This is a genomic window from Permianibacter fluminis, from assembly GCF_013179735.1.
In the GTDB taxonomy this organism is placed as follows: domain Bacteria; phylum Pseudomonadota; class Gammaproteobacteria; order Enterobacterales; family Permianibacteraceae; genus Permianibacter; species Permianibacter fluminis.
The window spans coordinates 1,312,053-1,324,710 of the sequence record NZ_JABMEG010000001.1 but is presented as its reverse complement, the minus strand read 5'-3'; the positions used below and the strand labels follow the sequence as shown (position 1 = coordinate 1,324,710).

13 protein-coding genes are annotated in these 12,658 nt (G+C 60.0%); 4 read left to right on the top strand and 9 right to left on the bottom strand.

Features of this window, described 5'->3' with window-relative positions; all coding sequences use genetic code 11:
• Positions 1-42: 42 nt before the first annotated feature.
• A complete protein-coding gene (locus HPT27_RS05850) occupies positions 43-1,077 on the bottom strand; it encodes an ABC transporter substrate-binding protein (RefSeq protein ID WP_172240312.1) in 1,035 nt (344 codons plus the stop codon).
• A gap of 327 nt (positions 1,078-1,404) precedes the next feature.
• Here HPT27_RS05850 and HPT27_RS05845 point away from each other — a divergent pair, with 327 nt between their 5' ends.
• Positions 1,405-2,967 (top strand): methyl-accepting chemotaxis protein, encoded by a 1,563-nt coding sequence (locus HPT27_RS05845; protein ID WP_172240309.1) that lies wholly within the window; start codon positions 1,405-1,407, stop codon positions 2,965-2,967.
• A 107-nt stretch (positions 2,968-3,074) separates the two neighbouring features.
• Here HPT27_RS05845 and HPT27_RS05840 read toward each other — a convergent pair whose 3' ends face one another.
• Positions 3,075-4,040, bottom strand: a complete 966-nt coding sequence (locus HPT27_RS05840; protein WP_172240306.1) for a helix-turn-helix transcriptional regulator — start codon at positions 4,038-4,040, stop codon at positions 3,075-3,077.
• A 117-nt stretch (positions 4,041-4,157) separates the two neighbouring features.
• Between HPT27_RS05840 and HPT27_RS05835 the strand changes: the two genes are divergently transcribed.
• Positions 4,158-4,694: a peroxiredoxin gene (locus HPT27_RS05835; protein ID WP_172240303.1), complete on the top strand. Its 537-nt coding sequence runs from the start codon at positions 4,158-4,160 to the stop codon at positions 4,692-4,694.
• Positions 4,695-4,806: 112 nt separating this feature from the next.
• Here the strand turns inward: HPT27_RS05835 and HPT27_RS05830 are convergent, their stop codons facing one another.
• The 5 genes from HPT27_RS05830 to rpsO all read right to left on the bottom strand — a co-directional run bounded on the left by HPT27_RS05830 (position 4,807) and on the right by rpsO (position 9,872).
• Positions 4,807-6,027: a hypothetical protein gene (locus HPT27_RS05830; RefSeq protein ID WP_172240301.1), complete on the bottom strand. Its 1,221-nt coding sequence runs from the start codon at positions 6,025-6,027 to the stop codon at positions 4,807-4,809.
• Between the two features lie 137 nt (positions 6,028-6,164).
• Complete coding sequence (locus HPT27_RS05825; RefSeq protein WP_172240298.1) at positions 6,165-6,632, bottom strand: UPF0158 family protein; 468 nt, start codon at positions 6,630-6,632, stop codon at positions 6,165-6,167.
• Positions 6,633-6,641: 9 nt separating this feature from the next.
• Positions 6,642-7,166: a hypothetical protein gene (locus HPT27_RS05820; protein ID WP_172240295.1), complete on the bottom strand. Its 525-nt coding sequence runs from the start codon at positions 7,164-7,166 to the stop codon at positions 6,642-6,644.
• Between the two features lie 131 nt (positions 7,167-7,297).
• Complete coding sequence (pnp, locus tag HPT27_RS05815) at positions 7,298-9,397, bottom strand: polyribonucleotide nucleotidyltransferase (protein ID WP_172240292.1); 2,100 nt, start codon at positions 9,395-9,397, stop codon at positions 7,298-7,300.
• A gap of 205 nt (positions 9,398-9,602) precedes the next feature.
• Positions 9,603-9,872 carry a 30S ribosomal protein S15 gene (gene rpsO, locus HPT27_RS05810; protein ID WP_172240289.1) on the bottom strand — a complete coding sequence of 90 codons (270 nt, stop codon included), beginning with the start codon at positions 9,870-9,872 and terminating at the stop codon, positions 9,603-9,605.
• Positions 9,873-10,112: 240 nt separating this feature from the next.
• Between rpsO and HPT27_RS05805 the strand changes: the two genes are divergently transcribed.
• The gene (locus HPT27_RS05805) at positions 10,113-10,715 is read left to right on the top strand and encodes an RNA polymerase sigma factor (RefSeq protein WP_172240286.1); all 603 of its coding nucleotides are present in this window, start codon (positions 10,113-10,115) and stop codon (positions 10,713-10,715) included.
• Positions 10,709-10,951 (top strand): zf-HC2 domain-containing protein, encoded by a 243-nt coding sequence (locus HPT27_RS05800; protein ID WP_172240283.1) that lies wholly within the window; start codon positions 10,709-10,711, stop codon positions 10,949-10,951. The genes HPT27_RS05805 and HPT27_RS05800 overlap by 7 nt, the downstream gene beginning before the upstream one ends.
• Positions 10,952-11,077: 126 nt before the next feature.
• On the opposite strand, the gene truB is transcribed toward HPT27_RS05800, so the two are convergent.
• Together truB and rbfA are read right to left on the bottom strand one after the other, a co-directional pair.
• Complete coding sequence (truB, locus tag HPT27_RS05795) at positions 11,078-12,016, bottom strand: tRNA pseudouridine(55) synthase TruB (RefSeq protein WP_172240280.1); 939 nt, start codon at positions 12,014-12,016, stop codon at positions 11,078-11,080.
• A gap of 188 nt (positions 12,017-12,204) precedes the next feature.
• Complete coding sequence (gene rbfA / locus HPT27_RS05790) at positions 12,205-12,615, bottom strand: 30S ribosome-binding factor RbfA (protein ID WP_172240277.1); 411 nt, start codon at positions 12,613-12,615, stop codon at positions 12,205-12,207.
• Between the last annotated feature and the right edge of the window lie 43 nt (positions 12,616-12,658).

The following is a 12,658-nucleotide window of genomic DNA, read 5'->3' as shown; positions in this document are numbered from 1 at the left end:
ACGGGGCGTCTGATGACAGTCGTTTACCACGGTTGTCCGCCGCTATAACCGTGCCGCCAGCTTGGCAAAGATCTCGGCGCGCAGCGGTTCCCGCAGCGCTTCCTGGGAGGAAAATTCCAGTTTGGCGAGCAACTCCGCCGACGGAAAAATGATCGGGTCCTGACGCAGCGTGGTTGGCAGCAGCGGCAAAACCCGGTTGTCCACCGGTGACACCCCCAACTGCATCACTTCCTGAGCAATCTGCTCCGGCTGCAGCAGCCAGCTGAGCAGCAATCCGGCTTGTTCCGGCTGCTGGCAGCTCGCACTGACGGCGTACAAATCACACCACAACTCGCCGCCGCGCTGCGGAATGGCGTAGACCACATCCGGATCGCTGCGGGTGTTGGCCCAGCCACCATCGCTGTAAGACATGAACAGCCAATCGCCGCGCCGAATCGCGTCTTCGGCAACTACCTGAATTTCCCGAATATGCGGCGCGCACTGGCTCAGCAATTGGTCGGCAGCCAGCAGCTGACTCGGCTTGGTGCTGTTGTATGAAAAACCAAAATTGCACAGCGCGGCCCCGACCACACTCTGGACATCGTCGAGCACGCTGGCGCGCTTGCCCGGCAACTGCATCACGGCGGCCCAGAATTCCGGCCAGTCGCGCAGCAGCGGAAAGTGCGAACGCCGATAAATGAATCCGGTGGTGCCGTAGTTTTTCGGCAGCGCCAACTGACGCCCGGCCAGCTCGCCCAATCCACCGAAGCGGTTATTCCAATGCCGGGGTTGTGCAACCTCCGACGCAGTGGTCGGCAGGTTTTGCAGCAGCCCGAGCGCGTGGTAGTGCGGCAGCATGTAATGACTCAGCGTCACCACATCAAAACGCTCGCCCTTGATGCAGGCAGCCAGTAAATCCTCATTGGAATCGTAGGTCAGCAGGGTCACGGCAATGCCGTGCCGGGCGGTGAACTCACGCAGCACATCGGCAACGTTGTATTCCGGAAACACCGCCACCCGCAGTGACTCGGCTGCACGCAAACCGGCCGGCAAGGTCAGCCCCAGCAGTCCTGCCTTGAGCACCGTACGCCGCTGCATGGAACACTCCTGTTCGCATCGGCTGCGGCACCGCAACATATACCGGGCGATAAAGGCCTTGATGCCCTACCGCCGCGACGCATTTGCGACCGCTCACTAGCCATGACGCATTCACTATTCAGTTATAGCTGCAAATGGCCGGTTTTGATCTAGGCTCAATAAGCCATGCTGCGGTGGCCGCCATACGGTTGCCGCGTACTTCGCCAGCCAGGGAACGGGAACGCTGATGCGGGCAGCGAAACTGCTGAACCGAGCGAATGCTTGCGTACCTGTGCGAAGGCAATCGAAGGTTAATCGAAGAACGGCATCAAACAAGGACGACACACCATGCGCAACAATCAGCCCGTCACGCAGCGTGAAGTCATGATGCGTGACGGTCAGGAACTGGTCAGCGCGACCGACAGCCGAGGCATCATCACCACCGCGAACGAGGCTTTTGTTGCCATCAGCGGATATTCCAGTGAGGAGCTGATTGGCGCGCCGCACAATCTGGTCCGGCACCCGGACATGCCGACAGCGGCGTTTGAAGATTTGTGGCGCACGATCAAGGCCGGTCGCGCCTGGATGGGCATCGTCAAGAACCGCTGCAAAAATGGCGATCACTATTGGGTCGATGCCTTCGTCACCCCGGTGTTTGAAAAAGGCCAGGTGGTCGGTTACGAATCGGTACGGCGAACGCCGAGACGCGAATACGTCGAACGCGCCAGCCAGCTGTACCGTGAACTGCAATTGGCGCAACGCAGTCGACGCTGGCGGCCCGGCTTTGCCGCCCGCATCGTGCTCGGCAATGCCGCCGCGCTGTTGATCAGTTTGCTGGTGGTGCTGCTGCTTGGCGATGGCGCCGCGATTCTGATTGGCACCGCCGCTGGCTTTGCCACGCTGGCGGTGTTGCTGCCGATGCTGCTGGCGCCGCTACGCGCCTTGGTGCAACAAGATCGCGGTTATGCGCCGAATCCTTTGATGGTGCAGATTTACAGCGGTCGCAATGATGAGATTGGTCGGCTGCAAACCGAAATGCACTGGCAGGAAATGCGCATGCTGACCGTGCTGGGCCGAGTCACTCACGAAAGCAACCTGCTGCATCACAGTGCGTCGATTGCCAACAGCCGGGTCAACGACACGCTGCAACAGGTGGAACGGCAACAACAGGAAACCGAACAAATCGCCACTGCGGTCACCGAGATGTCGGCAGCGATTGCCGAAGTGGCGCGCCACGCCGACGATGCCGCCAGCTACACCAGCACCGCCACCGACGTGGTGTCGCGCAACCGGCAAGTCATGCTCGATGCCGCCGGACAAATCCGGGCCCTGGCGAGTCAGATGGAAAACGCTGCCAGCAGTGTCAGCGAACTCGATCAACACAGCGCGGCAATCGGCTCGGTGGTCGCGACCATTCGGGGCATTGCCGATCAGACCAACTTGCTGGCGCTGAACGCAGCCATTGAGGCGGCCCGCGCCGGTGAGCAGGGTCGCGGCTTTGCCGTGGTCGCCGACGAAGTGCGCAACCTTGCCAGCAAGACCGCGCAGTCGACTTCGGAGATTCAGCGCACGATTGAACAACTGCAAGTCGGCGCCAAACGCGCGGTCGAGTTGATGCGGACCAGCATGGAGCAAGCGGATCGCACTGCCGAACAGACCGGCTCGCTGGAGCAATCCCTGGCGGAAATTTCCCAGACCGTAACCCAGATCAATGATCGCAGCAGCAGCATCGCCGCCGCGGCCGAAGAACAACGCACGGTGACCGAAGACATCAATCAGCGGGTGGTGCGCATTGCCGATCTGGCCAATGCGACCACCGAAGCGACCAATCAACTGGCCAGTGAGACCCATGATGTCCAGCACATGGCGGATGAAATGAGCAGCTTGGTGCGGCGCTTTCAAAGTCGTTGATGGCTGCGGCGGTGCGGCATGGCCCTCGGTTACGGCTCACGCCGCACAGAAAAAAAGCCGGCGCAATGCGCCGGCTTTTTTCACATCACAGTCGGAGCCGATGCCGCTCAGGCCGGATAGTGCGCCAAGGCGGCCTGCAACTGCTGGCGAATGGTGCTGCGCAAACTGGCTGGAGCCAGCACTTCCACCTGCTCGCCCCAGGCCAGCACATCGCGCAGCAACTCGGTCGGATTCGCGTAGGGCACCTGCAGTTGCAACCGGCCATCGGCAAGCCACTGCAACGTTTGCTCCGGATGCCAGACCTCGGCTTGCACCCAGCGCGCCGCTTCGGCACTGAACAGCAGCTCAGCGCGCTCGGCGGGCGCGCCGGAGAAAATGCCGTAGGAATGGGTGAAATGCTGATCCAGTTCGCTGTCGCTGAGCTCGCGTGCTGGCGTCTTCTGGCGCCGGCAATCCTGCACCGCATCGAGGGCAAACGTGCGCAAGGCGTTGCGCGTGTGACACCAACCGTCCAGATACCAGTTGTCGCGATACAGCACCAGACGCTGTGGCGAGACCATGCGCAATTCGCGGGCATTGCGGGCGCGGCTGAAATACTCGAACTGCAGTTGTTGCCGTTGCTGCAGCGCCAGCACCAGCTCGGAAAAAAACGGTAGCGCCGCCACCCGTTGCCGACTGCTGACCACCCGCAGGCGGCGAACAAAATCCTCGCCATCGACGGCATCGGCTTTCAGCATCTGCTGGACTTTTTTCCGCAGCGCCTTGAACTCACGCTCCATGATCCGGCTGCCGAGGCTGGCCAGCGCGTTGTCCAGCACCATCAGGGCCAGCAGTTCGGCCTGACCCAGCCAGGTACCGGGCAATTCGAAACGCTGATCCGGGCGCGGCCGCCAGGCATAGCCGGCGCGCGACGACGCAATCGGTGCGTCATACTTGGCGCGAAATTCGGCGACCAGCCGCTTGATCGTGGCCGGGTCGCATTCCAGCCGTTCGGCCAGATTCTTCAACGGCACAGGCTGGCGGTGCGTCTCCAGCAGGTTTTGCAGCTGGCGAAAGCGTTCCCACTTGTCCATTTCTCGTTTTCCGTTGCTCGGTCGGGCGTTAAGCTCATGCCGGTACACAGGCCGGTGAACCTGCGCCACCAAAGCTGCGTAGAATAAGCGCTACCACCATTCGAAGGGAGACCGGTCATGATTACCCTGTTGAAAACTGCGGCCCGCTGCTGTCTGGGCGCCGTGCTCGCACTGACGGCCATGGCCGTGCAAGCCTCCAGCTTTGAAGGCATGGCGGCGCCGACGTTTTCGCTGCCGGATCAGAACGGCAAAATCCACACGCTGGACAGCTTCGCCGGTCATTGGCTGGTGCTGTATTTCTATCCGAAAGACAATACCCCCGGCTGCACCACCGAAGCGAAAAACTTTGCTCGCGATTACAGCCAGTTCACCGCGCTGAATGCCGAGATTGTCGGCATCAGTCTGGATGACGTGGCCTCGCACAAGGACTTTGCCGAAACCGTCGGCGCCAAATTCACCCTGCTGTCCGATACCGACAAGCAAGCCGCCAAAGCCTACAAGGTGCTGACCTCGTTTGGCCCGATGGACTTTACCAAGCGGCAGACCTTTGTCATCAACCCGGACGGATTGGTGGTCAAGCATTATGAAGACGTAAAAGCCGACAGCCATTCGGCGCAATTGCTGGCCGACCTGGCGGTATTGCAAAAGAAATAGCGGTTGCCTTCATCACGATAAAACGCCCGGCCATGCCGGGCGTTTGCGTTACTGGCCGCTACGATCACCGGAGAGCACGTCACCAGAGTCTGCTGTGGCGGCGCACTCGCGGTTACCGCCGCAGCGGTGGCGGCGTTGCCTGTGCTGGCGTTGTCGTTGACGTACTGGTTGATGTCACTGCCGCAGGTTTTGCTGTTTCGCTTCTTTCTGTATCGGGACTCACTGAACCCGGCATCACCGCCGCTGCAGCCGGCGCGTCTTCATCACCGGTCTTGACGTAGTGCACCGACAAGACCTGCTGCACCGGCACCGCCATCAACTCGTTTTGTTCGTTCAGCAAAAACAGATAGAGACTGTTGCCGGCCACCACCTTCCAGGGCAAAACCTGTTGCGGTGCACTGGTCAGCACTACTTCCGTGCGCTTGTCTTTTTGTTTGCTCACGCTGACGTAGCGCATCTCGGCAGTAAACCAGATGACCGCGGCATAGATAACCACGAAATTGAGCAACAGGGTATCGCGGGCCGGCCGCTTGCTGAATCGGATCAGCAGCGGAATGGCCAGAATCGGAATCGCCAATGCTGACAGATAAATCAACATCAGCCGCTGCACCGCCGGCTCCGGGATCAGTTTCGGAATCACCAGGACTGCAACCACAAACATCAACATGGTCAGCAATAGACCCGGCCAATTGCTGCCGAGTTGATTTTGCAAGGTCTGCTGGCGCATGCGGTGGCGCATTAGCCACTGCGTAACAAAGGTGAAGCCGACCGCAATGCAGGCTGGAACCAGCCCCTCGATACTGGCGGCCAGATAATCACTGAGACCAAAGTAGCGGCCAACCGGCAACCCGAAGTGACTGAAGAAAATGCTGTTGAACAACCAGCCACTGAACAGAAACAGCGCTGAAACCACCGGCAAGGTCAGCGGCGCGTGCAACCAATTGCCAAAGGCATTGTCGAGCGCATCGGCATTCATCTTGTCGCGCAGCGGTTTCAATTGTTTGCGTCCGACCGGCTCCAGTTGCAAGCCACTGACGGCCGACACGCCCTGCAATTGCAGCCGCGCTGTGCGCAGTGCACCTGCCGCCTGCTGAATCGAATCCTCGGCATTGGCGCGCTGCCACAGCAACCGGGCCGGTTGATCGTCGCGGAATTCATCGTGGCCATTTTCAATGGCCCGGACCATGCGCACCAACAGCCGCAGCGGTTCGGCATCGTCGGCACGGCGGGCGCTGTCATCCAGATAGGGCCAGAGCAATAGAGCCAGGCGTTCACGTTGCTGCCAACAGGCCCGCAGCTGACGCCAATAGGTCGGAGAAAACCAGCGCAACATCACGATTCCTTTTGCTTGTTATTTTGATTGCGTTATTGATTGCTTGTTAATTGATTGCCACTTTATTCGCTTTCTGTTTCCGCTTTCTTTCGCCGGATTCAGCAGTGTCTACTTTGCGTGCAAAAGCCACGGGCAAGTCAACCGCAGCCATCTGTCGCATCGCTTGCTTCAGCATGCCGAACGATGCCCTGCGCGGCCAGCCACGCGTCTGCCCAAGCCAGTGCGCGCTCGCGAAGCTGCTGCTCCCACACTGGCACAAGTGCCGGCGTGCTGGCCAGCACATCGCGAAAATGAAAGAACGCCCGTTGCCGGCCGAGCGCTGCCTTCAACGCCATTTGTAAGCCGGGCTCAGCCACATTGCAGGCGAATGCGCGCATGGCCTGAAAGCCGATATCGCCAGACAACCGCGGCAAGCGCAGCCAGCGTTCCGGGGTCGTGGTCATCGCGGCATGGAATGCCGGATCCTCTTGTACTTCGTCATCATCAAATTGCGCGCTGACTTGATAGATGTCTCCGGTCTGCCGATCGAGCCAGCTCTCGACTTGCGGGTTGCGCTCGCGCAATGCCGTCAGCAGATCGTCAGCGTTGATGCTCAGAGTTTGCACGGTAGCTGCTTATTGCCCCGAACACAGTTCGGGCATGGTTTGCTGGAAATAACGCAGCGCGCACCATTGGCTGTCACGCTGTTCCAATTGCACATAGTCGTGACCGCTCCAGCCATAGCGGAACACCCAGACCTCGGCACCGCCGCTGCCCCAGGCCGGCACATAGGTTTCAAACTCGTGCCAGCCCTCGCGCTGCGCCGGCAATACCTGCAGCGGATGATGCGCCAGCTCAATGTGCTGCGTACTGGCGATCCAGCTGTGTCCATGCGGCAGGAACAACGCAAATTCGCCGCCGCGGGCATAGCCACTGATCATCAACAGCAGTTGTTCGCTGTCATCATCGCGCAAATGCAGTGAATATTCCGGCTGCCCCCAGGGCCAATGCTTGCCCCAGGCCTCATGCCATTGCCGGAGTTGTTCGACACGGTAGGGTTCGACGGGATCGTCCGGTTGTTGCCAGACCGGCTCTGGCAAAACTGGATCTGCCGCGCGCAGGCATGGCGCCATCAGCAGCAACAAAACAGTCCATGTCATTTTCATCTTGCTGCGAATCCTTGCAAGTTTGTTATGGCAAACCATACGACAGCGCAACTCACAGCGGCAACAAAAAGGGGAGCTCGCGCTCCCCTTTTTGTTGCCTTGGTACAGGCCATTACGACAGCGGCTTAGCCGTTGTTGCCTTCCAGCAGCGCTTTCATCGACAGACGGATTTTGCCGTCCTTGCCGACTTCCAGCACTTTGACTTTGACGATCTGACCTTCTTTCAGATAGTCGCGAACGTTTTCAACGCGCTGGCTGGTGATCTGGCTGATGTGAACCAGACCATCTTTGCCCGGCGCGATGTTGACGAAGGCGCCGAAGTCAGCGAGACGCACCACCGGACCTTCGAAGACTTGACCTTCTTCGACATCCGAGGTGATCGCCTTGATGCGGTCAATCGCGTCTTTGGCTTGATCGCTGCTGACGGCCGCAATGCGGATGGTGCCGTCATCACCGATGTCGATGCTGGTGCCGGTCTGCTCGGTGATGCTGCGAATGACCGTACCGCCCTTGCCGATGACTTCGCGGATTTTTTCCGGGTCGATCTTGATGGTGGTGATGCGCGGGGCGAACTGCGAAATATCTGAGCGCGAGCTGCTGATGGCTTGGTTCATAACATCGAGAATGTGCAGCCGGCCGCCTTGGGCCTGACGCAGCGCAGTCTCCATGATTTCTTTGGTGATGCCGTCGATCTTGATGTCCATCTGCAGCGCGGTGATACCGTTGGCGCTACCAGCGACCTTGAAGTCCATGTCGCCGAGGTGATCTTCATCACCGAGAATGTCGGACAACACAACGAAGCGCTCGCCTTCTTTGACCAGGCCCATCGCGATACCGGCAACCGGCGCTTTGACCGGCACGCCGGCGTCCATCAGTGCCAACGAGGAACCGCAAACCGAGGCCATCGACGACGAACCGTTCGATTCGGTGATTTCCGAAACCACACGAACCGAGTACGGGAAGTCTTCGAACTTCGGCATCATCGCGATGACGCCGCGCTTGGCCAGACGGCCGTGACCGATTTCGCGACGCTTCGGACCGGTCATCATGCCAGTTTCACCGACCGAGAACGGCGGGAAGTTGTAGTTGAACATGAACAGGTCTTTCGACTCGCCGGTCGGGCTGTCGATCAGCTGACCGTCTTTTTCGGTGCCGAGCGTAACGGCAACGATCGCTTGGGTTTCGCCGCGAGTGAACAGCGCCGAACCGTGAGCACGTGGCAGCACGCCACCGGCACTGACCGAGATCGCACGGATCATGTCGTGATCACGACCGTCGATGCGCGGCGCGCCCGACAGGATGCGATCGCGGACGGTGCGGTATTCGATGTCACCAAAAATTTTCTTGACCGCATCGGCGCTCGGCGCACCTTCTTCGCCAGTTGCCAGCTTGGCAACCACGGCATCACGCAATGCACCAACGGCGGCGTAACGCTGTTGCTTGTCGGCGATTTGATAGGCAGCGGTCAGGCCGGTTTGCGCTTCGGCCTTGATGGCTTCGATCAGCGCGGTGTTCGGCTCCGGTGCTTTCCAGTTCCATTTCGGCTTGCCGGCTTCAGCGGCGAATTCCTTGATGGCGCGGATGGCCACTTGTTGCGCTTGATGACCGAACATCACGGCGCCGAGCATGATCGCTTCCGACAGCTCGTTGGCTTCCGATTCCACCATCAGCACGGCGGTTTCGGTGCCGGCAACCACCAGATCCAGATCCGATTCTTTCAGTTGCTTGTTGCTCGGGTTGAGCAGGTATTGGCCGTCCTTGTAACCGACGCGGGCAGCGCCGATCGGGCCCATGAACGGCACGCCTGACAGCGCCAGCGCAGCGGAGGCACCGATCATCGCCGGAATGTCCGGGGTCACGTCCGGGTTGATCGACATGACGGTGGCAATGATCTGGATTTCGTTCAGGAAGGCTTCTGGAAACAGCGGGCGAATCGGCCGGTCGATCAGGCGCGACACCAGCGTTTCGTTTTCGGTAGCGCGGCCTTCACGCTTCTGGAAGCCACCGGGGATGCGACCACCAGCGTAGAATTTTTCTTGGTAATGAACGGTCAGCGGGAAGAAATCTTTCTTCGGATCGGCTTCGGTCTTGGCGACGGCGGTCACGAGCACCACGGTGTCGTTGACGTTGACCATGACGGCACCGGTGGCTTGACGGGCGATCGCGCCGGTCTCAAGGGTGACGCGGTGTTCGCCGTACTGGAAACTCTTGGTAATCGGATTCACGTATATTTTCCTCTTGCAGTCTTAACATTTCGGTCGATGATTTGCGCGCGCGATCCTACGCCCGAAGGCCCGGAATTGCACGTAAAAATGGCACTTTGGTCTACTTGGCGACGTCGGGCTCACAGCCCCGCCGGTGATGGATGGCCAAAAGCAAAAAGCCCCGGAATCCCGGGGCTTCTGTTGCCGATTGGCTGGCAGCGTGCAATTAGCGACGCAGACCCAGACGCTCGATCAGGGCGCTGTAACGCTCCTGGCTCTTGCTCTTCAGGTAGTCCAGCAGCACGCGGCGCTGGCTGACCATGCGGAGCAGACCGCGACGGCTGTGGTGATCTTTGACGTTGGCCTGGAAGTGACCTTGCAGGTCGTTAATGCGGGCGGTCAGCAGGGCAACCTGGACTTCCGGCGAACCGGTGTCGTTCTTGCCGCGGCCGAAATCGGCAACCAATTTGGCTTTCTGTTCAACAGTTAGTGACATGACGTACTCCAAAACGAGAGGTTTGACAGCTTCGCCGGTCCGCTCACTAATGCAGACCCGGTCGAGAGGCGCGAGATTGTACAGATCCCACCCGGCAAAGCCAAGGTTAATTGCCGGCGGCGACGAGGCTGGCGGCCGGGCGGGCAGCCTGCTAAAAAGGACGCCCGCCCCGGTCGCTCTCGCCTTTGTCTTTGCCGACCCAACCCGAGCCGACTGACCCGACAGGATCGAACCGACGCCATGGACGAAAGCAAGCAACTGGAGCTACTGCGCCAGCAGGACAAGCAGGCCTTCGCCGCGTTGGTCAGGGCCCAGCACGGCAAGCTGAAAGCCGTGGCCCGGGCCATGGTTGGCAGCGCCGAAGCCGAGGAAGTGGTGCAGGAGGCCTGGCTCAGTGCCTGGCGGGCGCTGCCGGCCTTTGAAGGCCGCTCAAGCCTGAAAACCTGGCTGACCCGCATCGTCATGAATGCCGCCCACAGTCGGCTTCGGCGGCGTGACCAGACCCTGTCACTGGACCAGATCGCCGGCGAAAACCCGAGCTTCTGGGACCGGTTCAACCCGGATGACGGCCACTGGCAGCAAATGCCGATCAGCTGGCGCTCGGACCGGCCGGACGGGCTGCTGCAGCAAACCGAGCTCGGCGACTGCCTGCAAAAGAATCTGGACCGGCTACCGGCGCTGCAGCAGGCGGTGTTCACGCTGCGCCACGTCGAAGAGCTGGAGTTGGACGACATCTGTAACGAGTTGAACGTCAGCGCATCCAATGTCCGGGTGTTGCTGCATCGGGCCCGCCTGAAGCTGTTTCAGGTGGCGGAGCATTATCAGGAGACCGGCGAATGCTGAGCTGCAAAGAAGTCACCCAGCGCGCCGGTGACTGGACCGACGGCACGCTGTCGTTGAAACAAAAGCTGGCGGTACGGCTGCACCTGCTGATCTGCGTGTTCTGCCGGCGCTTTCTGCGCCAATACAAACTGGCGGCCGAAACCACGGCGCTGCAGGCCTGTCAGCATGACCACCATGAAGTCGAAAAGGTGCTGAAAATGATTGATGACGCGCCGCGTGATCAGCACTTGCCCTGAGCAAGGCCAATTGTTCAGGGCACGCCACCGCAACATAAAAAAGGCCGCGCATTGCGCGGCCTTTTTTTTCTTAGGCAGTGATTTAACCTGATGGCTGCCCGACCAGAAAATCGCCGCTCGCACCCGTCACGGTTCACTGCGCAGCAAGCGTTTTGGCGCCAGATAACCGTCTTCGTTGATTTCGCCGACGCCGAGAAAACGGCCGCTGTCATCGTACATTGCCAGCGCGCCATCATCTGATGCGCTTTTCAACGTGGCACTCTTCAATAAAACCGGCTGGCCATGGTTGATGAAATGCGCCATGGCCACCGGCATGGTGACTTTCGGCAGTGCCTGCACCAGACAATCGACCGGCAGCAACAGTGCATCCAGCGCTGCCAGACCCTGCGCGTCTTTCAGTTCGGCCGTGGCATCGGAATTGAGCATCTGCTCGGCCCGGAACGGACCCGCGGCGGTCCGCCGCAACACGGTGACGTGGGCGTAACAACCGAGCGCCGCGCCGATGTCATCGACGAGCGTGCGGATATACGTACCTTTGCTGCAATGCACGTCCAGTGAAAAGAATTGGCTATCGAAACTCAGCAACTGGCAGCTGAAAATCTCAATCTCGCGCCACTCGCGCTCGACTTCAATGCCCTGTCGCGCCAGCTCGTACAACGGCTTGCCGTCTTTCTTTAGTGCCGAATACATCGGCGGCAATTGCTGCTGCTTGCCAAGAAACCGGCCAACCACCTCGCGCAGCTGCGTTTCGCTGACGCTGACTTCGGCGTGGGCAATCACCTTGCCTTCCGCGTCAAAGGTGTCGGTGCGCTCACCGAGCTTGCCGGTGACGGTATAGCGCTTGTCGGCATCGAGTAGAAACTGCGAGAACTTGGTCGCCTCGCCAAGGCAGATCGGTAACAAGCCGGACGCCAGCGGATCGAGGCTGCCGGTATGGCCGGCTTTGTCCGCCTGATACAGCCGCTTGATCCGCTGCAGCGCCGCGTTCGAGCTGACGCCGGTGATTTTATCGAGCAAAAAAACGCCACTGATGTGGCGTTTCGGCAAGCGCTGTTGCTGTTGCATATCCTGCATTCCAAACAGAAAATCGATTTCGGGTAGCCCGGATTAGGCGTGCAACGCCGTAATCCGGGTTTGCGCAGCAAACGTAAACCTCCCGCCCGCTACCAACCCGGAAGACGCTCCGGCCGCTTCCCTTCCGCCTAGCCAAACAATCGAAACGGCATGATGCGGCTCACCGCACGGGCGCCGGCCTACTCTTCTTCGTCCGCGCCGCGCGATACGTCGTCGTGATGAGCTCTTGCCTGATCGCTGGCAATGGCCGAATCGATCAGACTGGACAGGTGCCGGCCACGGGCCAGGCTGTCGTCGTAATGGAACATCAGCCGTGGCAGCTGGCGCATGCGAATCCGCTGCGCCAGCGCGCTGCGCAGAAAGCCGCTCATGTTATTGAGCACCTTCACCGCTTCGGTAATGTCTTGCAGCTTGTCACGGCCGAGGAACGTCACGTAGACATTGGCGTTTAGCAAGTCGCGTGACACTTTGACCGCCGACACAGTGGTCATCGGTACGCGCGGATCTTTGACTTCACGCTGCAACAACAGCGCAAGTTCACGCTGGATTTCGTCACCGACACGGTCGGTACGTTTGAATTCACGGGCCATACGACGGGCTCCTCAACTGCAACCCGGAGACAGGGACGGGCGC

What these genes read in the sequence shown, in the direction of transcription:
- HPT27_RS05850 (WP_172240312.1), bottom strand. Translation starts at nt 1,077, where the DNA reads ATGCAGCGGCGTACGGTGCTCAAGGCAGGACTGCTGGGGCTGACCTTG.
- HPT27_RS05845 (WP_172240309.1), top strand. Translation starts at nt 1,405, where the DNA reads ATGCGCAACAATCAGCCCGTCACGCAGCGTGAAGTCATGATGCGTGAC.
- HPT27_RS05840 (WP_172240306.1), bottom strand. Translation starts at nt 4,040, where the DNA reads ATGGACAAGTGGGAACGCTTTCGCCAGCTGCAAAACCTGCTGGAGACG.
- HPT27_RS05835 (WP_172240303.1), top strand. Translation starts at nt 4,158, where the DNA reads ATGATTACCCTGTTGAAAACTGCGGCCCGCTGCTGTCTGGGCGCCGTG.
- HPT27_RS05830 (WP_172240301.1), bottom strand. Translation starts at nt 6,027, where the DNA reads ATGTTGCGCTGGTTTTCTCCGACCTATTGGCGTCAGCTGCGGGCCTGT.
- HPT27_RS05820 (WP_172240295.1), bottom strand. Translation starts at nt 7,166, where the DNA reads ATGACATGGACTGTTTTGTTGCTGCTGATGGCGCCATGCCTGCGCGCG.
- rpsO (WP_172240289.1), bottom strand. Translation starts at nt 9,872, where the DNA reads ATGTCACTAACTGTTGAACAGAAAGCCAAATTGGTTGCCGATTTCGGC.
- HPT27_RS05805 (WP_172240286.1), top strand. Translation starts at nt 10,113, where the DNA reads ATGGACGAAAGCAAGCAACTGGAGCTACTGCGCCAGCAGGACAAGCAG.
- HPT27_RS05800 (WP_172240283.1), top strand. Translation starts at nt 10,709, where the DNA reads ATGCTGAGCTGCAAAGAAGTCACCCAGCGCGCCGGTGACTGGACCGAC.
- truB (WP_172240280.1), bottom strand. Translation starts at nt 12,016, where the DNA reads ATGCAACAGCAACAGCGCTTGCCGAAACGCCACATCAGTGGCGTTTTT.
- rbfA (WP_172240277.1), bottom strand. Translation starts at nt 12,615, where the DNA reads ATGGCCCGTGAATTCAAACGTACCGACCGTGTCGGTGACGAAATCCAG.